The sequence below is a fragment of the Rhizobium ecuadorense genome (assembly GCF_001187535.1).
GTDB lineage: Bacteria > Pseudomonadota > Alphaproteobacteria > Rhizobiales > Rhizobiaceae > Rhizobium > Rhizobium ecuadorense.
This window is the reverse complement of sequence record NZ_LFIO01000367.1, coordinates 35,132-54,972: the sequence shown is the minus strand read 5'-3', so window position 1 is coordinate 54,972 and position 19,841 is coordinate 35,132. Positions and strand designations below refer to the sequence as shown.

Here is a 19,841-nt window from a genome sequence, read left to right as displayed (position 1 = left end):
AGAGGGGCTCAACCAGATGAATCTCAGATCCACGATCACCGGCGCTGCGCTCGGTGCCGTCATGGCGGCATCGGCCGCTTTCCACGGCGCGGTTGCCGCCGACGACACGATCAAAGTCGGCGTATTGCATTCGCTTTCCGGCACGATGGCGATTTCCGAAACCACGCTGAAAGACGCCATGTTGATGCTCATCGACGAGCAGAACAAGAAGGGCGGCCTTCTCGGCAAGAAGCTCGAGGCCGTCGTCGTCGACCCGGCTTCCGACTGGCCGCTGTTTGCCGAAAAGGCCCGCGAACTGATCCAGAAGGACAAGGTTGCCGCCGTCTTCGGTTGCTGGACGTCTTCGTCGCGCAAGTCTGTTCTGCCGGTTTTCGAAGAGCTGAATTCGCTGCTCTTCTACCCCGTGCAGTATGAGGGCGAAGAATCCTCGCGCAACATCTTCTACACCGGTGCTGCTCCGAACCAGCAGGCAATTCCGGCCGTCGACTACCTGATGGAAAAAGAAGGCGTCAAGCGCTTCGTGCTCGAAGGTACCGACTACGTCTATCCGCGCACGACCAACAAGATTCTCGAGGCATACCTGATTTCGAAGGGTATTCCGAAAGAAGACATCATGACCAATTATACGCCGTTCGGCTTCTCCGACTGGCAGACCGAAGTTGCCAAGATCAAGGAATTCGGTTCGGCCGGCAAGAAGACCGCCGTCGTCTCGACCATCAACGGCGACGCCAACGTTCCATTCTACAAGGAACTGGGCAACAAGGGCATCAAGGCAACCGACATTCCCGTCGTCGCCTTCTCGGTCGGTGAAGAAGAACTTGCCGGTCTCGACACCAAGCCGCTTGTCGGCCATCTCGCTGCCTGGAACTATTTCGAGTCTGTGGAAAGCCCGGCCAACAAGAAGTTCATCAAGGACTGGCACGCTTACACCAAGAACGACAAGCGCGTGACGAACGACCCGATGGAAGCTGCGTATATCGGCTTCAACGCATGGGTTAAGGCCGTCCAGGCTGCCGGCACGACCGATACCGACAAGGTTCTCGACTCCATCATCGGCGTCAGCGTTCCAAACCTCTCCGGCGGTTATGCGACCGTCATGCCGAACCACCACATCACCAAGCCTGTGCTGATCGGTGAAATCCAGGCCAACGGCCAGTTCGAAATCGTCCAGCAGACGCCTGCCGTCGTCGGCGACGAATGGTCCGATTACCTGCCTGATTCCAAGGACCTGATCTCCGATTGGCGCAAGCCGATGTCCTGCGGCAACTTCAACGTTGCCACCGGCAAATGCGGCGGCAAGGGTTCCTGAGCACGACCCCGATCAGATGATTGTCTGAAGACTTCCGTCCGGGTTTGATCCCGGGCGGAAGCTCCGTCCCAGCGATCACGCCGCGAGGCCAACACTATCCAGGGCGAGAAAGCCGATGCATCGCGCTATAAAGATTTTCCTCATCACGCTCTGCCTGACATTTTCGGGCCTGACATTTTCCGGCCTCGCATTTCCGGGCTTGGCAACATTAAGCGAAGCTCGGGCAGAGGACGATATCCACGTGCTCATCGATGCGCTCGGCATCGGCGACTTCCCGGAACGCGAGGCAGCCATCAAGGCGCTGGTCGCCTCCAAGGATCCCCATGTCAGCCAGATCCTGCAGCAGTTGAGCGACGGCCTTCTCTACGTCAATTCCGATGGCGGCCCGGTGCTCCTCCAGGGCGGCACCGATGACGAGCCGACCTATTCCGATCCGATCAGCGGCGAAGCCGCTGCCGATGTCGATCCTGACATGATGACCAAGGTCAAGATCAACAATGCACTTCGCGGCGTTATCAGCGCCGCCACCAGCCAGTTGACGCTGATGAGCCCGGATCGTTCGGCGCGGCTTGCCGCGGCACAGGGCCTGCTGAAAGATGCCGATCCCGCCAATCTCGACCTGCTGAACGCGGCGCTTGCGGCTGAAAAGGACGCCGAGATCAAAAATACGATGGAAGCGGCGCGCGCAGTGCTGCTGCTGAAGACGGATGCGAGCGTCGAAGACAAGAAGGCAGCGATCGATACGATCGCGGCTCGCGGCAATCGTGATGCGCTGACCATTCTGACGACCACACTCGAAACCGCGCCTGATGACCTGAAGCCGGCGATCCAGGCAGATATCAGCGCCATCAATCGCAGCCTGGCGCTGTGGGATATCGTCCAGAACGTCTGGTACGGATTGTCGCTCGGCTCGGTGCTGCTGCTGGCGGCGATCGGCCTTGCCATCACCTTCGGCGTCATGGGCGTCATCAACATGGCGCATGGCGAAATGGTGATGATCGGCGCCTATACCACCTATGTGGTGCAGGAATACATTACCTCGACCTTTCCCGGCGTGGCGGACTATTCGCTTGCCTTTGCCGTGCCTGCCGCCTTCGTCTTTACCGGCTTCGTCGGTCTGGTGATCGAACGCGCCGTCATCCGCTATCTCTACGGCCGGCCGCTCGAAACACTGCTTGCGACCTGGGGCGTGTCGCTGATCCTGCAACAGGCCGTGCGCAGCATCTTCGGCCCGACCAACCGCGAGGTCCGCAATCCGACCTGGATGTCCGGCGTCTTCGACCTCGGCGGGCTCTCCATCACCTGGAATCGACTGTGGATCATCGTCTTTTCGATGGTTGTCTTCGTGACGCTGCTCCTGCTGCTCAAACGCTCGGCCTTCGGGCTGCAGATGCGCGCCGTCACGCAGAACCGCCGCATGGCATCGTCGATGGGCATCCGCACCGGCTGGGTCGATGCCTTCACCTTCGCGCTCGGTTCGGGCATTGCCGGTATTGCCGGCGTGGCGCTCAGCCAGATCGACAACGTTTCGCCAAACCTCGGTCAATCCTACATCATCGACAGCTTCATGGTCGTCGTCTTCGGCGGTGTCGGCAACCTCTGGGGCACGCTGGTCGGTGCGCTCTCGCTCGGCGTCGTCAACAAATTCCTCGAGCCCTTCGCCGGCGCCGTGCTCGGCAAGATCCTGGTGCTCGTCCTCATCATTCTCTTCATCCAGAAGCGTCCCCGCGGGCTCTTCGCACTCAAAGGAAGGGCGGTGGAAGCATGATAACGGCCTTCCTTCTCCGATCAGTAGATCGCAAGATCGTCATTGCCATCGCCCTGCTGCTTCTGGTCGCCGTTCTCGTACCGGTGCTGAACCTGATGACCGGGCCGACCAATCCGCTGCACGTGCCGACCTATGTCATGTCACTGTTCGGCAAGTATCTGACCTATGCGCTGCTGGCGCTGGCGCTCGATCTCGTCTGGGGCTTCTGCGGCATTCTCTCGCTCGGCCACGGCGCCTTCTTTGCGCTCGGCGGTTATGCGATGGGCATGTATCTGATGCGCCAGATCGGCACCCGCGGCAGCTACGGCGACCCAATCCTGCCCGATTTCATGGTGTTCCTGAACTGGAAGGATCTGCCCTGGTTCTGGTACGGCTTCAACCACTTCTGGTTTGCGGCGCTAATGGTGCTCGTCGTGCCCGGCCTGCTCGCCTTTGTCTTCGGCTGGTTCGCCTTCCGCTCACGCGTCAACGGCGTCTATCTCTCGATCATCACCCAGGCGATGACATACGCGCTGCTGCTCGCCTTCTTCCGTAACGATATGGGCTTCGGCGGCAATAACGGCCTGACCGATTTCAAGGACATTATCGGCTTCAACGTTCAGGCTGACGGCACGCGTGCAGCCCTGTTTGCGGCAACCGCGGTCATGCTGGCGCTGTCGCTGCTGCTGGCCTCGGCGATCGTTCGTTCGAAATTCGGCAAGGTGCTGGTCGGCGTGCGCGATGCGGAGAGCCGCACGCGCTTCCTCGGTTACCGCGTCGAACATTTCAAGCTCTTCACCTTCGTCGTCTCGGCGATGATGGCGGGCATATCAGGCGCGCTCTACGTTCCGCAGGTCGGCATCATCAACCCCGGCGAATTCGCTCCCGCCAACTCGATCGAAGTCGTCATCTGGACGGCGGTCGGCGGGCGGGCGACGCTGATCGGGCCGATCATCGGCGCGATCCTCGTCAATGGCGGCAAGACGATCTTCACCGGTCTCTTCCCGGAGTTCTGGCTGTTTGCGCTCGGCGGTCTCTTCGTCGCCGTCACGCTGTTTCTGCCGAAGGGCGTGGTCGGCACGATCGCCCCCTATCTCGGCAAACGGAAAACCGCTTCCCCTGTGATGCCGCCGGCGGCGCAGGAAGACGGCATCGAGCCGAAAATCCAGGCAGCGGAGTGAACACAGTGATTCCCGACGTCAAACCCAACAGCGTACTTTATCTCAACGGCGTTTCGGTTTCCTTCGATGGCTTCAAGGCATTGAATTCGCTGTCGATCGTCATCGAACCCGGCGAGCTTCGCGCCATTATCGGCCCGAACGGCGCCGGCAAGACGACGATGATGGATATCATCACCGGCAAGACCAGGCCCGACGAGGGCGAAGTGTTCTTCAACGGCACGATCGATCTCACCAAGAAGGACGAGGCCGATATCGCCCAGCTCGGCATCGGCCGCAAATTCCAGAAGCCGACGGTGTTCGAAAGCCATACGGTCTGGGACAATCTGGAATTGGCGTTGAACCGCCGCCGCTCGGTGTTTTCGACGCTGTTCTATCGGCTTTCGGGTGAGGACAAGGCCCGCATCGATGAGATCCTCGAAACGGTGCGGCTGACGCACCGCCGCGACGAGCTGGCCGCCAACCTTTCGCATGGGCAGAAGCAGTGGCTGGAAATCGGTATGCTGCTGGCGCAGGAGCCGAAGCTCCTGCTCGTCGACGAGCCGGTGGCCGGTATGACCGACGCGGAAACGGCGGAGACGGCGATCCTGCTGAAGGACATTGCCAAGACCCGCTCGGTCGTCGTCGTCGAACACGATATGGGCTTCATCCGCGACCTCGGCGTCAAGGTGACCTGCCTTGCGGAAGGCTCGGTGCTGGCTGAGGGATCGATCGATTTCGTCAGCTCCGATCCGAAGGTGATCGAGAACTATCTGGGGCGGTGATCCATGCAACTTAGAGGCTTGAACCTGACAAAAGAAAACGCTCTAAAACGGGCGGGTTTTATTGTGGGGTTTCATCATGGCTTTTCTCGGCATTCTGGTCGTGGCGATCAGCGGCGCGGCCGTCTGGTATTGGCGTTTGAAAATGATGCGTGAAGCGGGAAGCGAGATCATCGATTCCGTCGAACGCATGCGGGGCGTCTATAAGCGCGGAAAGTTGCGCAAGCAGGCGGAGGCAGCGCCGCTGGCCTCGATCGCCGATCCGGCGATTGCGGCAGTGGCTTTCTTCTTCTGCCTCGCCAAGGAAAAGCCGATCCATCTCGAGGCCGCGAAGGATGTCGTGCGCAACCGCATGAAAGGCATCATCCGGCCGGGCGATATGGAAGAGGTGCTGGTTTTTGCCGAGTGGGCGTCCAAGAACGTTACCAGTCCCGAAGACCCGATCCGCCGGTTCCGGGATCTCTGGATGAAGGCGCTCGACATGCATGAGCGTCAGCAATTGATCGGCATTGCCGAGGACGTGGCCGTCGCCGGCGGCGAGAGAACGAAAGAACAGGACCACGCCCTGCAGATGCTGAGGCGGACGCTGATGAACTGATGGGGAATGGGTGAACGGATGCTGACAGTCGAAAACGCAAATCTGCATTATGGCGCCGCACAGGCGCTGCGCGGCGTCTCCATCAAGGCGGAGATGGGCAGGATTACCTGCGTATTGGGGCGCAACGGCGTCGGCAAGAGTTCGCTCCTGCGCGCCGTGACCGGCCAGCATCCGCTGTCGGCCGGCACCGTCACGTTCAACGATACAAGGCTGAACGGCCTGCCGCCCTTTGCCCGCGCCAAGCAGGGCATCGGTTATGTGCCACAGGGGCGGGAAATTTTCCCGCTGCTGACGGTCAAGGAAAATCTCGAAACCGGCTTTGCTCCGCTCGGCCGCCGCGACCGCAACATACCCGACGATATCTTCAGCCTCTTCCCGGTGCTGAAGTCGATGCTGTCGCGCCGCGGCGGCGATCTTTCCGGCGGCCAGCAGCAGCAGCTGGCGATCGGGCGGGCGATGGTGACGCGGCCGAGGATTCTGGTGCTCGACGAGCCGACCGAGGGCATTCAGCCGTCGATCATCAAGGATATCGGCCGGGCGATCCGTTATCTCCGCGATTCCACCGGCATGGCGATCCTGCTCGTCGAACAATATCTCGACTTCTGCCGGGAGCTTGCCGATTACGTCTACATCATGGATCGTGGCGAGATCGTTCATGAAGGCCTTGCCGAAACGCTGGATACGCCGGAGGCCCGCCGTCACCTGACCGTCTGATCGGCAAATGCTGCATTTTGCGGCAGCTGGCGGGGCGCCTTTCAAATCTGCCAGCTCGGCTGCGGCTATCCTTGGACGGCATGGGAATTGCTTGCTTTCCGTGACCCGCACGATTGAATGGAAAACCGGTGGCGCAACCGAAAGGCACGAGATGGTGATTGCGGCGGCAGGCACGAGACCGCAAAGAGCGGAAGGACGCGGGCATCTGGCGGCAAAGCTGCTGGATGGTCGCACGCGGCTGCGTGAACTCTATCAGGAAGGCGCGGCGAAGATCCGCCTGCCCGATACGTTCGATGCCTCGATGGAAGCCGTCATCATCAACACAGCAGGCGGGTTGACTGGCGGCGATCGGATGGACTGGAGCGTCGTGGCCGGCGCCGGCACGAAGATCGACGTCACCACCCAGGCCTGCGAAAAGATCTACAAGGCATCGGCCGGTACAGCCGAGGTGACGACCAGCATCAAGGTCGGAGCCCAAGCCCGCGTTGACTGGCTGCCGCAGGAAACGATCCTTTTCGATCGTGCCGCACTTTTTCGCCGGCTGGATGTCGATCTTGACGAAGACTCCGAATTCCTGGCCGTCGAGGCCATATTGCTCGGCCGCAAGGCGATGGGCGAGACGGTCGAGACCGGGCTTTTCCGCGACCGCTGGCGCATCCGCCGCTCGGGCCGGCTGATCCATGCCGAGGAGCTCAGGCTGTCGGAAGGGGTGACTGCCTTGGCAGCACGTCAGGCGGTGCTCGGCGGACAAGTGGCCTTTGCGACGCTGCTTTATGCCGGACCGCTTTCGGAAGCCTATCTCGGCAAGGTGCGGCCGCTCGTCGAAGGTTCGATGGGCGGCGCGAGCGCCTGGGACGGCAAGCTCGTCGTCCGCCTTGCGGCAGCCGACGGCTTCTCACTCAGAAAAATCCTGATCCCGATCATTTCCGCCTTGCGCAATGGTGCGCCCGTGCCGAAAGTCTGGAATCTATGAGTTCAATAAGCAGGTAGATGATGAACCTCACTCCGAGAGAAAAAGACAAGCTGCTGATATCCATGGCGGCGATGGTGGCACGGCGGCGGCTGGAGCGCGGCGTCAAGCTGAACTATCCCGAGGCGATCGCGCTGATCAGCGATTTCGTCGTCGAAGGCGCCCGCGACGGCCGCCCGGTCGCCGAGCTGATGGAGGCCGGCGCCCATGTGATCGGCCGCGATCAGGTGATGGAAGGCATTGCCGAGATGATCCACGACGTGCAGGTGGAGGCGACATTCCCCGATGGCACCAAGCTCGTCACCGTCCATGAACCGATCCGCTAAGGGGATTGATATGCTCGAGCTCAGGCCCAATTGCGAATGTTGCGACAAGGATCTGCCGCCGGAAAGCAGCGAGGCACGGATCTGCACCTATGAATGCACCTTCTGCGCCGATTGCGTCGATGGCGTGCTGAAGGGCGTCTGCCCCAACTGCGGCGGCAATCTAGTTGCCAGACCCATCCGACCGGCTGATATGCTCGCCAAACATCCGGCGTCGACGAAACGTGTGCTGAAGGCCGAGGGCTGCGCGCCCAGGGCCGCTTAAGGAGATAATATGATTCCGGGCGAGATCATTGCCGCAAGCGGCGACATCGAACTGAATACCGGCGCGCCGACGGTGACGCTGGAGGTGTCCAATACCGGCGACCGGCCGGTGCAGGTCGGTAGCCACTATCATTTCGCCGAGACCAATGCTGGGCTCTCCTTCGACCGGGCGGCGGCGCATGGCAAGCGGCTGGATATTCCGGCGGGAACTGCGGTGCGCTTCGAGCCGGGACAGACGCGCTCGGTGACGCTGATCCCGCTTTCCGGCAAGCGCGAAGTTTATGGCTTCCGTCAGCTGGTGATGGGCAAGCTTTAACGGGAGGGATGCATGCGTTTGAATATCTGCCTGATCGGGGCGGCGATGCTGCTGATGGCTGATCGCGCTTCCTCTCAGGATATCGATTGCCAGAATCCCAAGACGCAATCGGATATGACTTCTTGCGAGTCGGCGCGCCACGAGACCGCCGACAAGGCTCTGAATGTGCAATATAAGAAGACCCGCGCCACCTTGGCGGCGGTCGACAAGGATCTCGATGACGACATGAAAGGTGCGGAGCAGGCGCTGGTCAAGGCGCAGCGCGCCTGGATCGATTACCGCGACGCCGAATGCGACGCCTTCGGTTTCCAGGCCCGCGGCGGCACGATGGAGCCGATGCTGGTCGCCGGGTGCCTCGCCAATATCACCGACAAACGCACGAAAGAGCTGAAAGAGCTCGAAGACACGATGAGCAATTAAGGTGATCAAGAAGATCATGATCGTCGGCAATGGTGAGGTCGCACAGGCGGAAGCAGGTGTGATCGATGCCGCCGATTTCGTCATCCGCTTCAACGATTGCCGTTCCTACGGGACCGGCGGCAGCCGGACGGATGCCGTTGCGGTCTGCAATACCGGCCGGCCGGCAAAGGCGATGCTCGGCGCGCCGCAATGGCGTGCCCATCCCGGCGTCGTTTCGGCCCGCGAAATCTGGAGCGTGCGCGACCCGGAAAAATTCGCCGCGATGCGGGCGCCGCTTGCCGTCTCGCATCCCGATCTCGACGATTTCTGCGACGATTATACGGACGCGTTCGCTGCCTTCTGCGCGGAGACCGGCAAGACGCATGCCGTCATCGGCAAGGCGGTCCACGAAGCGGTTGACGCCTCGCTTTCGGCCTTTGCGCCGGCGCCCTATGTGGTGCCGAGCAGCGGCATGATCGTCATCGCCGAAGTGCTGGACAAATATGCCGAGGCCGACGTGATGCTGGCTGGCTTTGGCCACGTCGGTTGGGAATGGCACCCGTTTGCGGCCGAACGGCAGCTCGTCGATCGTTATATTGCTGCCGGCCGCCTCAGGCGGCTTGGCGGAAAAACACTAGAACAGGATGATTTTAGGCCCGGTTGGCCTAAAATCTGAATCCTGTTCTAAATTAAAGAGTTAGAGCATGATGTCGTCCGAAAACCGCTCACACTTTTCGGCATCATGCTCTAGTCTCTTCCTCCCACGGAGCCTGATGGATGCCCTACAAGATCTCGCGCGCCGCCTATGCCGGCATGTTCGGACCGACGACCGGCGACAAGGTGCGCCTTGCCGATACGGAACTCTTCATCGAGATCGAAAAGGATTTCACCACCTATGGCGAGGAGGTGAAGTTCGGCGGCGGCAAGGTGATCCGTGACGGCATGGGCCAGAGCCAGGTGACGCGGGCGGACGGCGCGGTCGATACCGTCATCACCAATGCGGTGATCGTCGATCACTCCGGCATCTACAAGGCCGATATCGGCCTTAAGGACGGCCGCATCGTCGCGATCGGCAAGGCGGGCAATCCCGATATGCAGCCCGGTGTGAATATCATCGTCGGGCCGGGCACGGAGGCGATCGCCGCCGAAGGCAAAATCGTCACTGCCGGCGGCATGGACAGCCATATCCACTTCATCGCGCCGCAGCAGATGGAGGAAGCGCTGATGTCGGGCATGACCTGCATGCTCGGCGGCGGCACCGGGCCGGCCCACGGCACGCTCGCCACCACCTGCACGCCCGGTCCCTGGCATCTTGCGCGCATGATCGAAGCGGCCGATGCCTTCCCGATGAACCTTGCCTTTGCCGGCAAGGGCAATGCCTCGCTGCCGGGGGCGCTGACCGAGATGGTGCTGGCCGGCGCCACCTCGCTGAAGCTGCACGAGGATTGGGGCACGACTCCAGGCGCCATCGACTGCTGCCTGTCGGTCGCCGACGAATATGACGTGCAGGTGATGATCCACACCGATACGCTGAACGAAAGCGGCTTCGTCGAGGATACGATCGGCGCGATCAAGGGCCGCACAATCCATGCCTTCCACACGGAAGGGGCAGGTGGCGGACACGCGCCCGACATCATCAAGATCTGCGGCCAGCCGAACGTCATTCCGTCGTCGACCAATCCGACCCGGCCCTACACGGTCAATACGATCGCCGAACATCTCGACATGCTGATGGTCTGCCATCATTTGTCGCCATCGATCCCCGAGGATATCGCCTTTGCCGAAAGCCGCATCCGCAAGGAGACGATCGCTGCCGAAGACATATTGCACGATATCGGCGCCTTCTCGATCATCTCGTCCGACAGCCAGGCCATGGGCCGCGTCGGCGAGGTGGCGATCCGCACCTGGCAGACGGCCGACAAGATGAAGCGCCAGCGCGGCCGGCTGAAGGAGGAAAAGGGCGACAACGACAATTTCCGCGTCCGCCGCTATATCGCCAAATATACGATCAACCCGGCGATCGCCCACGGCCTCAGCCACGAGATCGGCTCTGTCGAAGTCGGCAAGCGCGCCGACCTCGTGCTCTGGAACCCGGCCTTCTTCGGGGTGAAGCCCGACATGGTGCTGCTCGGCGGCTCGATCGCCGCCGCCCCGATGGGCGATCCGAATGCCTCGATCCCGACGCCGCAGCCGGTGCATTATCGGCCGATGTTCGCCTCCTATGGCCGGAGCCTCACCAATTCCTCCGTCACCTTCGTCAGCCAGGCCTCGCTCGATGCCGGCCTGAAGGGCCGGCTCGGGGTCGCCAAGCAACTCGTGGCGGTGAAGAATACCCGTGGCGGCATCTCCAAGGCCTCGATGATTCACAACGACCTGACACCGGAAATCGAGGTCGATCCGGAGACCTACGAGGTCAGGGCGAACGGTGAATTGCTGACATGCGAGCCGGCGACAGTGCTGCCGATGGCGCAGCGCTATTTCCTGTTTTAGACACGCGGCCCTCTGTATGACGGATGGCTCCGATGATGACAGGCATCCGCTGGCTGTTGCGGGCCGTATTCCTGCTCGTGTTTCTGGCGGCCTGCGGAACCTTCATTCCCCGGCCGCTGATTGCCCCGGTCAAGGCGTCGTCGGCTGCGGCGCATCGGATTCTCCTGCTGTCCGGACCAATCCATACCGATATCGCCATTCCACTCGACGAGGAGACGCGGGCTGCCTTTTCCTTTCTCGCCGAGACCGGTTTTCCCCTCGGCCATCCGGATGCGGAATGGCTCATTATCGGCTGGGGCGGCCGCGCCTTCTATCTGGAAACCCCGAGCTGGGCGGAGCTGAAGCCGCTGCCGGTGCTGCGGGCGCTGACGATCGACCGTTCGGTGCTGCATGTGGACCTTGCCGGTGATATCACCGAGCCGCAGCCGAGCGTTGCGGCATTCGACGTCAGTGACGATCAACTGGCGCGACTGCGCAATTTTATCGCGGACAGCTTCGTTCGCGACGCGGGCGTGGTGGCGCCGATCGCGGATGCGGGTTACGGCGAGATCGACCGGTTCTTCGAGGCCAAGGGATATTTCAATGCCCTCTTCGGCTGTAACACCTGGACGGCTGCCGCGCTCCGCTCGGCGGGGCTCAGGACCGGTTTATGGAACCCGCTTCCACAATCATTGCGATTGTCTGTGAGTGTCTACAATTGAACCAGCCGCCGGGCGGCCTGCTCTTAAAGTGAATTGTAAAAGCTACTCTCCACCAGGTTGTAAAAATCGCTGGAAAGACCGGTATTTTTTCCAGTTAGACCATTCTGGAACAGCCTCGCGGTGCGGCCCGATAAAGCTGTTTAAAATCAACCATCTAAGTGTCTCTCTGCACTGTTCGATTCAGGGATCGGAAGGCTGCATCTCCTGCTAGAAAAAATCTGTCCACCGAAAGGTCCGAAACCGTTCGAATTTTAACGAGTGGATTAAGACACCCGCAGCAATTGGGCTCCTATCAATGCTTTGAAACGCCGGGCAGGAAGGTTGATTCTCATGAGAAACTGGATGTCGCTGCAGGCCGATTTCGGCAATTTTCAATATCGCGGGAATGTCTATGTCTTTGCATTGAAGATGAGCTTTCTCACGATCATTCTCTCCGGCGTCATCATGGCGCTGACCATACCGCCGCTCAGGCTTCTTGGGCTGCTGCCGGTGACGCTCTGGCACGCGATCGGTTTCGGCGCGATTTTTTCCTGGCTCGTCGGCGGCACGGTTTCCGGCATGCTGTCGCTGGCCGCCGGTTTTGCCCTGCATGAGCTGACGCTGTCGCGGGCCGAGTTCGAAAAGCTCAGCCGCACGGACACGCTTTCGGGCCTGTTGAACCGCCGTGCCTTCACGGAAGCGCTCGAAAACACCGAGGGCAACGCCTCGCTGGTTATTTTCGATGTCGATCGCTTCAAGGCGATCAATGATCGCTTCGGCCATGGCTGCGGCGATGCCGTCATCACCGCGGTTTCGGCCATGCTTATATCCGCCTTCGATGACATGTCCGTCGTCGCAAGACTGGGTGGGGAGGAGTTCGGTGTCATCATCTCCGGCGAGCCGCTGGAGGCGCGGATGGAGCGCATCGAAGGTGTCCGGACCCGGATCGCAAGCGGCGCCATCGCGGCCGAAGGGCACGATATCCGCATCACCGTTTCCGGTGGTGTTGCCGATCTCGCCGCCGGGCGCAGCAAGCAGGCGGTCTATGCTTCGGCAGACCGGGCGCTCTACCTCGCCAAGGCGCTCGGACGCAATCGCGTCGTACACGAGCGGGAAGGCCTGCATCATGCCTGGCACGGGCTGGTCGATAATGGCCTCAATGCCAAGGGCAGGAGCGACGAGAGCGACAACGTGATGCAGGCTTACGGAATATAAAAGTCCGACGCGGGCACAAAGGCCATTGGTGCTTGCATCGGGAAAGGCTATTTTGCATGGTCGTCGTCTCATCAAAACGGACATATCATGCAGCGCGTCACCTCCTATCTTCCCGCCGGAACTCCGTCCTCCCATCCGACCGCCCAGGTCAAGTTGCCGCACGATCTGCGCCATCTGCGCCGCAAGCTGCTGCATCTGGAAAATGGCGAGATGGTCATGCTCGATCTCAAGGATCCGGTGCTTTTCGCCAATGGCGACCTGCTGGTGCGCGACGACGGCGAACTGATCGAGATTCTCGCGGCCGATGAGAAGCTCTTCGAAATTCGCGGCCGCGACCGCACGCATCTGGTCGAGCTTGCCTGGCATCTCGGCAATCGTCATCTCGCGGCCCAGATCGAGGAAGACCGGATCGTCATCTTGCGCGACCACGTCATTCGCAGCATGCTGCAGGGCCTCGGCGCCACCGTCCTCGACATCGAGGAGCCCTTCCAGCCGGCGCGCGGCGCCTATCATTCCCACGGCGCGCATTCGCACGATCACGGTCATGCGGCGCATGACCACGGGCATACCGCGCATGACCACCGTCATGCGGCGCATGACCATGGGCATGAGCACAAACATGATCACGGCCACGACCATGTGCATGGGCCGGGATGTAACCATGACCATGACCATGATCACGACCACGGGCATCACGGCCACAAGCACGACTGAGGTTCGATGACTGGGGATTACGAGCTGCAGGCATTGCTGCGCCTGACGGCATGGCTCTCGCCGGCCTTTCCGATCGGCAGCTTTGCCTATTCGGGCGGGCTGGAGCGGGCCGTGGCGGACGGGCTGGTCACGGATGCCGCCTCGCTTGCCGGCTGGATCGACACGCTGATCGGCCATGGTTCGGTCTGGAACGATGCGGTGCTGCTGGCCGAAAGCCACAGGTGCCAGGAAGAACCCGCGTGCCTTGCCGAGATCGCTGCCCTTGCCGCCGCACTTGCCGGATCGCGCGAGCGCCATCAGGAAACCATGCTGCTCGGCGAGGCCTTCCTGGCGGCGGCACGCGCCTGGCCGGATGGCGTATTCGAAAGGCTGCCTGACAAGGCGGCCTATCCCGTCGCGGTCGGGGCGGTGACCGGCGCGCACGGCATAGGGCCTGAGAAGGCGCTCGCCGCCTTCCTGCATGCCTATGCCTCGCAGGCAGTCTCTTCCGGCATCCGCCTCGGCGTCACGGGTCAGCGGGACGGTGTCGCCGTGCTTGCCGGTCTCGAAGAGCAGATCACCGAAGTCGCCCGGCGGGCGGCGGCCTCGACGCTCGACGATCTCGGTTCGGCGACGGTGCAGGCCGATATTGCCGGCCTGCGCCATGAGACACAGGCGACGCGGCTGTTCCGCTCGTGACGGCGTAAAATTATCCGAGCATCTGCGTCATTTGACGGTGGCGTGCGCAGCGGCCACGGCTATCATCGGGTTCGATTGGAGTGAGACATATGAAATCTAGAAACGGACCTCTGCGCGTCGGCATCGGCGGGCCGGTCGGCTCGGGCAAGACGGCGCTGACCGAAAAGCTCTGCAAGGCGATGCGCGACGACTATTCCGTCGCCGTCGTCACCAACGACATCTACACGACCGAGGATGCCGAGGCGCTGGTGCGCATGCAGGCCCTGCCTTCGGACCGGATCGTCGGCGTCGAGACCGGCGGCTGCCCGCACACCGCCATTCGTGAAGATGCGACGATCAATCTTCAGGCGATCGCCGGCCTCAACCAACGGATCCCCGATCTCGACGTGGTCTTCATCGAATCCGGCGGCGACAATCTGGCCGCGACCTTCTCGCCCGATCTTGCCGATATCACCATCTATGTCATCTCCGTCTGCCAGGGCGAGGAAATCCCGCGCAAGGGCGGGCCCGGCATCACCCGCTCGGATCTTCTCGTCATCAACAAGAAGGATCTGGCGCCCTATGTCGGTGCCGATCTCGAGGTGATGGACCGGGATGCGACGCGCATGCGCGCGAGCCGCCCCTTCGTCTTCTCCGACATGAAGCGCGGCGACGGCGTCAGCTCGATCGTCAGCTTCCTCCGGGAGCAGGGCGGGCTCTGACGATCAGACCTGCGACCGCAGACCGACGCCGCGCATGGCGGCGAGAACAGCAAAATGAAACGGGCCGGGAGATCGCTCCCGGCCCGTTTCGTTTCTTGCGTTTTGCTTATTCCGCCGCAAACGGCGGCAGGCGCAGCACGTTGGTGTCGTTGCCTTTGGCGTTCTTGCGCTTGACTTCCGGGGTTTCGATTGCGGTCAGCCGCTCTTCCAGCGAGTCGATATCGTCGCGGTTCTCGCGGGTGACACGGGTGAGATCCTCGCGCGACAGCGGCAGTTCCTCCTCGTCCTTCCTGCCGACCAGGCGACCGAACATCCAGCCGAGCAGGCGGGACAGATCGTCCATGATCAGGAAGAAGGAAGGCACGACGACGAGCGAGAGCACCGTCGAGACGATGATGCCGCCGATGACCGCGATCGCCATCGGCGCGCGGAACGAACCGCCTTCGCCGACGCCCAGCGCGGAAGGCAGCATGCCCGCCGACATGGCGATCGAGGTCATGATGATCGGCCGGGCGCGCTTGCGGCCGGCTTCGACCATCGCCTCGACGCGAGCCATGCCCTGGTGGCGCATCTCGATCGCGAAATCGACGAGCAGGATGGCGTTCTTGGTGACGACACCCATCAGCATCAGGATGCCGATCATCACGGGCATCGACAGCGGATTGCTGGTGATGATCAGAGCCGCTGCGACGCCGCCGATGGCAAGCGGCAGCGAGAACAGGATGGTGAAGGGCTGGATCACGTCCTTGAAAAGCAGGATCAGCACCGTCAGCACCAGCAACAGGCCCATCAACATGGCGTTGACGAAGCTCTGCTGCATCTCGGTCTGCACCTTGGTGTCGCCGCTTTCGGCAAGGTGCACGGAGGCCGGGATATTGGCAGATTTGACGATCTCGCGGAAACGGGCCGAAGCCGTGTCGAGGGCTACGCCTTGCGGCAGGTCGGAGCCGATCGAGACGACGCGGTAACGGTTGTTGCGCTTGATCGAGCTTACGCCTTCGGAATAGTCGATATTGGCGACGCTCGCGAGCGGAACGGTGCCGCCGCTGGCGGTCTGGATCTTCAACGCGCGGATGGCTGAGAGATCGCGGCGCATGTCGACTGCCGCCTGCACCCGGATCGGGATCTGGCGATCGTCGAGCGAGATCTTGGCAAGGGCCGCATCGACATCGCCGATCGTGGCGACACGGATCGTCTCGGAGATCTGCTGCGGCGTGATGCCGAGGCGGGCGGCCTCGTCCTTGCGCGGGTAGACCTGCAGCTCAGGGCGGGGCAGGGCGCCGTCGGCGCTGACATTGGCGAGCAGCGGGTCGGCGCGCAGCTTGGATTCCAGGATGCCGACGGCGTCATTCAGGTCCTTCTCGTTCTTGGAGAGGAAATTGAAGGAGAGGTCGCGTTCGCCGCGGTCGTTGAGCTTCAGGATATGAACGTCGGGAATATCGCGCAGCTTGGCGAAGACTTCTTTTTCGATACTCCATTGCGGACGTTCACGGCCGTGAACTTCCACCTTCGGCAGCATCGGGCCGATGAGGGGGATGTGCCCGAGCCCGTCATTGACCATCTTCTTGATCAGCGACTGGTCGAGCTTATGGAGTGCCAGCGTGATCGTCGCGCGTCGCAGTTCGAGTTCGCCCTTCGGCGATGCGCCGCCGAGGACGAAGACGCTTTCGACGCCGTTGATATCCTTGACCCTGTCATAGATCGCATCGGTCGTCTTCTCGGTATCGTCAAGGCGTGCATTGGGTGGCAGTTCGACGGAGAGAACAATGCGCGAGGCGTCTTCGGGCGGCAGGAAGCTGCCCGGAACCTGCATCAGGAGCAAAACGGAGCCGGCCAGGAAACCGAAGGCGACAAGCAGCGTCGCATAACGCGTGTACCAGCGCCCCGTCGTGCCGCGTATGAGCCGTGTGTATCCACGCATCAGCAGGCTGTCATTGTCATGATGATCGTCGACGCCGTCTTCCGCACGCATCAGATAGGCGGCCATCATCGGCGTGATGAGGCGCGCCACCATCAGCGAGAAAAAGACCGAGAAGGCGACGGTCAGGCCGAACTGGATGAAATACTGGCCGGGAATGCCCGGCATGAAGGAGACCGGCACGAAGACGGCGATGATGGTGAAGGTGGTGGCGATGACGGCAAGGCCGATTTCATCCGCCGCCTCGATCGCCGCGCGATAGGGCGTCTTGCCCATCTTGATGTGGCGGGCGATGTTCTCGATTTCGACGATCGCATCGTCGACGAGGATGCCGGTCGCCAGCGTCAAGGCAAGGAAGCTGACGAGGTTCAGCGAGAAGCCCATCATGTCCATGACCCAGAAGGTCGGGATCGCCGACAGCGGCAGGGCGATCGCCGAAATCAGCGTCGCGCGCCAGTTCCGGAGGAAAAGCAGAACGACGATGACGGCAAGCAGCGCGCCTTCGAGCAGCGTGTGGATGGCCGCTTCGTAGTTGCCGTAAGTGAAATAAACCGAATCGTCGATCATCTCGATCTTCACATTCGGGTTTTCGCCCCTCACCTTGTCGAGGCTCTGGGCCACGGTTTCGGCGACGCTGACTTCGCTGGCGCCCTTCGAACGGAAGACGCCGAAGGTGACAACAGGCGTATCGTTGAAGCGCGAGAAGGATTTCGGCTCCTCGTAGGTGTCCTTGATGACGCCGAGATCGGACAGCTTGACGAAACGGCCGTTCGGCAGCGCGATCGTCGTATCGGCGAGTTCGGCGACATTGCGGGCGTCGCCGAGAACGCGGATCGCCTGTTCGCTGCCGGCCACCTGGCCGCGCCCGGAGCCGAGGTCGACGTTGGTGCCGCGCAGCTGCTGGTTGACGCTGGCGGCGGTGATGCCGTGGGCATCGAGCTTGCCGGGGGTGAGTTCGATGCGCACTTCGCGCTCGGCGCCGCCGTAACGGTCGACGCGGCCGATGCCGGCCTGACCCTGCAGCGCACGCTTGACCGTATCGTCGACGAACCAGGAGAGCTCTTCCAGCGACATATCGGGCGAGGATACGGCGAAGGTCTGGATCGCCTGGCCCTCGACATCGACCTTGGTGACGATCGGCGCTTCGGCCGTTGCCGGCAGATCGCTGCGGATGCGGTCGATCGCATCCTTGACGTCCTGCACCGCCTGTTCCGTCGGCACTTCCATGCGGAACATGACATTGGTCTGCGAGCTGCCGTCGGTCACCGTCGACTGGATTTCGTCGATGCCGGTGATGGAGGCGATCGCGTCTTCGATCTCCTTCGTCACCTGCATTTCGAGTTCGGCCGGCGAAGCGCCGCTCTGCGTCACGCTGATCGAAACAAGGGGAACGTCGATATTCGGGAAGCGGGTGATCGGCAGCTTGTTGAAGGACTGCATGCCGATGAAGATCAGCAGGCAGAAAGCCAGCAGCGGCGCGATCGGATTTCGAATGGACCAGGCTGAAAAATTCATCGGATGGTCTCTTTAGTTGGAAGCCGCGGGCTGTTCACGCACCGGCGTGATGTGGTCGCCATCGCGGACATAGGCGCCCGCCTTGGCCACGACCTCGTCGCCGCTCTTCAATCCACTGACGATCTCGACATAGGGGCCGTCCTGGATGCCGGTCTCGATCTTGGCGAATTTTACCACGCCGTCCTCGACCTTGCGGGCCGACGAGCCTTCATTGCCGGTCAGCACCGCCGTCAGGGGAAGCGAGACACCATCGGTCTCGCGGACGATGATCTCGGCGCTGCCATACATGCCGGAACGCGCCTTGCTGTCATCGTCGATGGAGATATGGACGAGACCGAGGCGAGTGGCCGGATCGACGGTCGGCGACACCAGGCGCACGGCGCCGGAAAGCTTCTCGCGGCTGCCGGAAAGGGAAATGCTCGCCTTCTGGCCGGCCATGATCCTGACGATGTCACTTTCGGCGACCTCGGCGACAAGCTCGATATCGCCGTCGCGGATGAGGGTGAACAGCGGATCGCCGTTGCCGGCGGCAATCGCGCCGACCTTGGCGTTCTTTGCCGAAATCGTGCCCGCCACCGGCGTCTTCACATCGGTGCGGGCGAGTTTCAGATCCGCATCGGCGATCTGGCTATCGAAGACCTTGAGATCGGCTTCGGCGACCTCGATCGCCTGTTCGGCGGAGACAACACGGGCATTGGCGGCGGCAGCGGTCGCATCAGCCTGTTCGACCTGAGCGGTTGAAACGGTGCCCTTCTTGCCCATTTCCTGGGAACGGGCTTGCTGCTGCCTTGCCTGTTCGGCATTGGCCTGCGCCTCAATGAGCTGGGCGCGCAACTGCGCAAGGCTTGCCTCGCCCTTGGCTTTCGTCGCCATCATCTGGCTCTTCGTCAGCACCAGCGCATCATCGTTGAGGGTTGCCAGCGTGCTTTCCGCTTGAACCTTGTCGCCTACGTCGGCTTTCAACGCGCGGATCGAGAGGCCTTCGACCTGCGGTTGGATATAGACTTCCTCGACCGGCTTGACCGTCCCCGTGCCGATGACACGGTCGACGAGGGTGCGGTTCGCAGCCGTGGTGACGACGATCGCCGGCAGGTTCTGCTGCGGTTTTTCGACCGGCTTTTCCTGTGAAAATGCGGTGGATGCAGCAAGAACAGCTGCAAAAAGGGTGGATGCGCCTAAAGTTCCAATCGGCTTGCGTGCCATGCGTCTTCGTCCAATCTTGTAACAAGCTTAGCCGAACTCGCGCGTCTGTCCTTCAGCTCGCGACCAGGCCACTGCCTTTCCTGCATTCTCAAGGGTATCCACACATCATTTGCCGCCTTCATCCCTCGCCGGCAAATCGGCTTCTAAT

Annotated in this window: 20 protein-coding genes; 18 read left to right on the top strand and 2 right to left on the bottom strand. The window is 61.7% G+C overall.

Features of this window, described 5'->3' with window-relative positions; genetic code table 11:
- The first annotated feature begins 16 nt into the window (after window positions 1-16).
- The 18 genes from urtA (at window position 17) to ureG (ending at window position 15,057) form a co-directional block, all read left to right on the top strand.
- A complete protein-coding gene (gene urtA, locus AF337_RS07840; RefSeq protein ID WP_049731664.1) occupies window positions 17-1,309 on the top strand; it encodes an urea ABC transporter substrate-binding protein in 1,293 nt (430 codons plus the stop codon).
- A 115-nt stretch (window positions 1,310-1,424) separates the two neighbouring features.
- Entirely contained in the window at window positions 1,425-3,077 is a 1,653-nt protein-coding gene (urtB, locus tag AF337_RS07835) for an urea ABC transporter permease subunit UrtB (RefSeq protein WP_049731663.1), read from the top strand.
- Entirely contained in the window at window positions 3,074-4,237 is a 1,164-nt protein-coding gene (gene urtC / locus AF337_RS07830; RefSeq protein WP_049731662.1) for an urea ABC transporter permease subunit UrtC, read from the top strand. The genes urtB and urtC overlap by 4 nt, the downstream gene beginning before the upstream one ends.
- A gap of 5 nt (window positions 4,238-4,242) precedes the next feature.
- Window positions 4,243-4,998 (top strand): urea ABC transporter ATP-binding protein UrtD, encoded by a 756-nt coding sequence (urtD, locus tag AF337_RS07825; RefSeq protein ID WP_049731716.1) that lies wholly within the window; start codon window positions 4,243-4,245, stop codon window positions 4,996-4,998.
- 76 nt (window positions 4,999-5,074) lie between these two features.
- Window positions 5,075-5,593: a hypothetical protein gene (locus AF337_RS07820; RefSeq protein WP_049731715.1), complete on the top strand. Its 519-nt coding sequence runs from the start codon at window positions 5,075-5,077 to the stop codon at window positions 5,591-5,593.
- An 18-nt stretch (window positions 5,594-5,611) separates the two neighbouring features.
- On the top strand, window positions 5,612-6,307 hold the full coding sequence (gene urtE / locus AF337_RS07815) for an urea ABC transporter ATP-binding subunit UrtE (protein ID WP_049731714.1): 696 nt from the start codon (window positions 5,612-5,614) through the stop codon (window positions 6,305-6,307).
- Between the two features lie 151 nt (window positions 6,308-6,458).
- Entirely contained in the window at window positions 6,459-7,280 is an 822-nt protein-coding gene (locus tag AF337_RS07810; protein ID WP_049731661.1) for an urease accessory protein UreD, read from the top strand.
- 20 nt (window positions 7,281-7,300) lie between these two features.
- Window positions 7,301-7,603, top strand: coding sequence for an urease subunit gamma (locus AF337_RS07805; RefSeq protein ID WP_003561955.1), 303 nt, complete (start codon window positions 7,301-7,303; stop codon window positions 7,601-7,603).
- A 10-nt stretch (window positions 7,604-7,613) separates the two neighbouring features.
- Window positions 7,614-7,865 carry a DUF1272 domain-containing protein gene (locus AF337_RS07800; RefSeq protein ID WP_049731660.1) on the top strand — a complete coding sequence of 84 codons (252 nt, stop codon included), beginning with the start codon at window positions 7,614-7,616 and terminating at the stop codon, window positions 7,863-7,865.
- 9 nt (window positions 7,866-7,874) lie between these two features.
- Window positions 7,875-8,180 carry an urease subunit beta gene (locus tag AF337_RS07795; protein ID WP_049731659.1) on the top strand — a complete coding sequence of 102 codons (306 nt, stop codon included), beginning with the start codon at window positions 7,875-7,877 and terminating at the stop codon, window positions 8,178-8,180.
- 12 nt (window positions 8,181-8,192) lie between these two features.
- A complete protein-coding gene (locus tag AF337_RS07790; protein ID WP_049731658.1) occupies window positions 8,193-8,600 on the top strand; it encodes a lysozyme inhibitor LprI family protein in 408 nt (135 codons plus the stop codon).
- 16 nt (window positions 8,601-8,616) lie between these two features.
- Complete coding sequence (locus AF337_RS07785; RefSeq protein WP_049731713.1) at window positions 8,617-9,255, top strand: hypothetical protein; 639 nt, start codon at window positions 8,617-8,619, stop codon at window positions 9,253-9,255.
- Between the two features lie 101 nt (window positions 9,256-9,356).
- A complete protein-coding gene (gene ureC, locus AF337_RS07780) occupies window positions 9,357-11,069 on the top strand; it encodes an urease subunit alpha (RefSeq protein WP_049731657.1) in 1,713 nt (570 codons plus the stop codon).
- Between the two features lie 32 nt (window positions 11,070-11,101).
- The gene (locus tag AF337_RS07775; protein ID WP_049731656.1) at window positions 11,102-11,770 is read left to right on the top strand and encodes a TIGR02117 family protein; all 669 of its coding nucleotides are present in this window, start codon (window positions 11,102-11,104) and stop codon (window positions 11,768-11,770) included.
- Between the two features lie 330 nt (window positions 11,771-12,100).
- The gene (locus tag AF337_RS07770) at window positions 12,101-12,964 is read left to right on the top strand and encodes a GGDEF domain-containing protein (protein ID WP_049731655.1); all 864 of its coding nucleotides are present in this window, start codon (window positions 12,101-12,103) and stop codon (window positions 12,962-12,964) included.
- An 87-nt stretch (window positions 12,965-13,051) separates the two neighbouring features.
- The gene (ureE, locus tag AF337_RS07765) at window positions 13,052-13,678 is read left to right on the top strand and encodes an urease accessory protein UreE (protein ID WP_049731654.1); all 627 of its coding nucleotides are present in this window, start codon (window positions 13,052-13,054) and stop codon (window positions 13,676-13,678) included.
- Window positions 13,679-13,684: 6 nt separating this feature from the next.
- A complete protein-coding gene (locus AF337_RS07760) occupies window positions 13,685-14,356 on the top strand; it encodes an urease accessory protein UreF (protein WP_049731653.1) in 672 nt (223 codons plus the stop codon).
- Between the two features lie 89 nt (window positions 14,357-14,445).
- Complete coding sequence (ureG, locus tag AF337_RS07755; protein ID WP_003590582.1) at window positions 14,446-15,057, top strand: urease accessory protein UreG; 612 nt, start codon at window positions 14,446-14,448, stop codon at window positions 15,055-15,057.
- Between the two features lie 106 nt (window positions 15,058-15,163).
- On the opposite strand, the gene AF337_RS07750 is transcribed toward ureG, so the two are convergent.
- Window positions 15,164-18,490 carry an efflux RND transporter permease subunit gene (locus tag AF337_RS07750; RefSeq protein WP_049731652.1) on the bottom strand — a complete coding sequence of 1,109 codons (3,327 nt, stop codon included), beginning with the start codon at window positions 18,488-18,490 and terminating at the stop codon, window positions 15,164-15,166.
- Between the two features lie 12 nt (window positions 18,491-18,502).
- On the bottom strand, window positions 18,503-19,693 hold the full coding sequence (locus tag AF337_RS07745; protein WP_049731651.1) for an efflux RND transporter periplasmic adaptor subunit: 1,191 nt from the start codon (window positions 19,691-19,693) through the stop codon (window positions 18,503-18,505).
- Between the last annotated feature and the right edge of the window lie 148 nt (window positions 19,694-19,841).

Bases quoted from the DNA above. Each gene is read 5' to 3' on its own strand.
- urtA (WP_049731664.1), top strand. From the start codon at position 17: ATGAATCTCAGATCCACGATCACCGGCGCTGCGCTCGGTGCCGTCATG.
- urtB (WP_049731663.1), top strand. From the start codon at position 1,425: ATGCATCGCGCTATAAAGATTTTCCTCATCACGCTCTGCCTGACATTT.
- urtC (WP_049731662.1), top strand. From the start codon at position 3,074: ATGATAACGGCCTTCCTTCTCCGATCAGTAGATCGCAAGATCGTCATT.
- AF337_RS07820 (WP_049731715.1), top strand. From the start codon at position 5,075: ATGGCTTTTCTCGGCATTCTGGTCGTGGCGATCAGCGGCGCGGCCGTC.
- urtE (WP_049731714.1), top strand. From the start codon at position 5,612: ATGCTGACAGTCGAAAACGCAAATCTGCATTATGGCGCCGCACAGGCG.
- AF337_RS07810 (WP_049731661.1), top strand. From the start codon at position 6,459: ATGGTGATTGCGGCGGCAGGCACGAGACCGCAAAGAGCGGAAGGACGC.
- AF337_RS07805 (WP_003561955.1), top strand. From the start codon at position 7,301: ATGAACCTCACTCCGAGAGAAAAAGACAAGCTGCTGATATCCATGGCG.
- AF337_RS07800 (WP_049731660.1), top strand. From the start codon at position 7,614: ATGCTCGAGCTCAGGCCCAATTGCGAATGTTGCGACAAGGATCTGCCG.
- AF337_RS07795 (WP_049731659.1), top strand. From the start codon at position 7,875: ATGATTCCGGGCGAGATCATTGCCGCAAGCGGCGACATCGAACTGAAT.
- AF337_RS07790 (WP_049731658.1), top strand. From the start codon at position 8,193: ATGCGTTTGAATATCTGCCTGATCGGGGCGGCGATGCTGCTGATGGCT.
- AF337_RS07785 (WP_049731713.1), top strand. From the start codon at position 8,617: ATGATCGTCGGCAATGGTGAGGTCGCACAGGCGGAAGCAGGTGTGATC.
- ureC (WP_049731657.1), top strand. From the start codon at position 9,357: ATGCCCTACAAGATCTCGCGCGCCGCCTATGCCGGCATGTTCGGACCG.
- AF337_RS07775 (WP_049731656.1), top strand. From the start codon at position 11,102: ATGATGACAGGCATCCGCTGGCTGTTGCGGGCCGTATTCCTGCTCGTG.
- AF337_RS07770 (WP_049731655.1), top strand. From the start codon at position 12,101: ATGAGAAACTGGATGTCGCTGCAGGCCGATTTCGGCAATTTTCAATAT.
- ureE (WP_049731654.1), top strand. From the start codon at position 13,052: ATGCAGCGCGTCACCTCCTATCTTCCCGCCGGAACTCCGTCCTCCCAT.
- AF337_RS07760 (WP_049731653.1), top strand. From the start codon at position 13,685: ATGACTGGGGATTACGAGCTGCAGGCATTGCTGCGCCTGACGGCATGG.
- ureG (WP_003590582.1), top strand. From the start codon at position 14,446: ATGAAATCTAGAAACGGACCTCTGCGCGTCGGCATCGGCGGGCCGGTC.
- AF337_RS07750 (WP_049731652.1), bottom strand. From the start codon at position 18,490: ATGAATTTTTCAGCCTGGTCCATTCGAAATCCGATCGCGCCGCTGCTG.
- AF337_RS07745 (WP_049731651.1), bottom strand. From the start codon at position 19,693: ATGGCACGCAAGCCGATTGGAACTTTAGGCGCATCCACCCTTTTTGCA.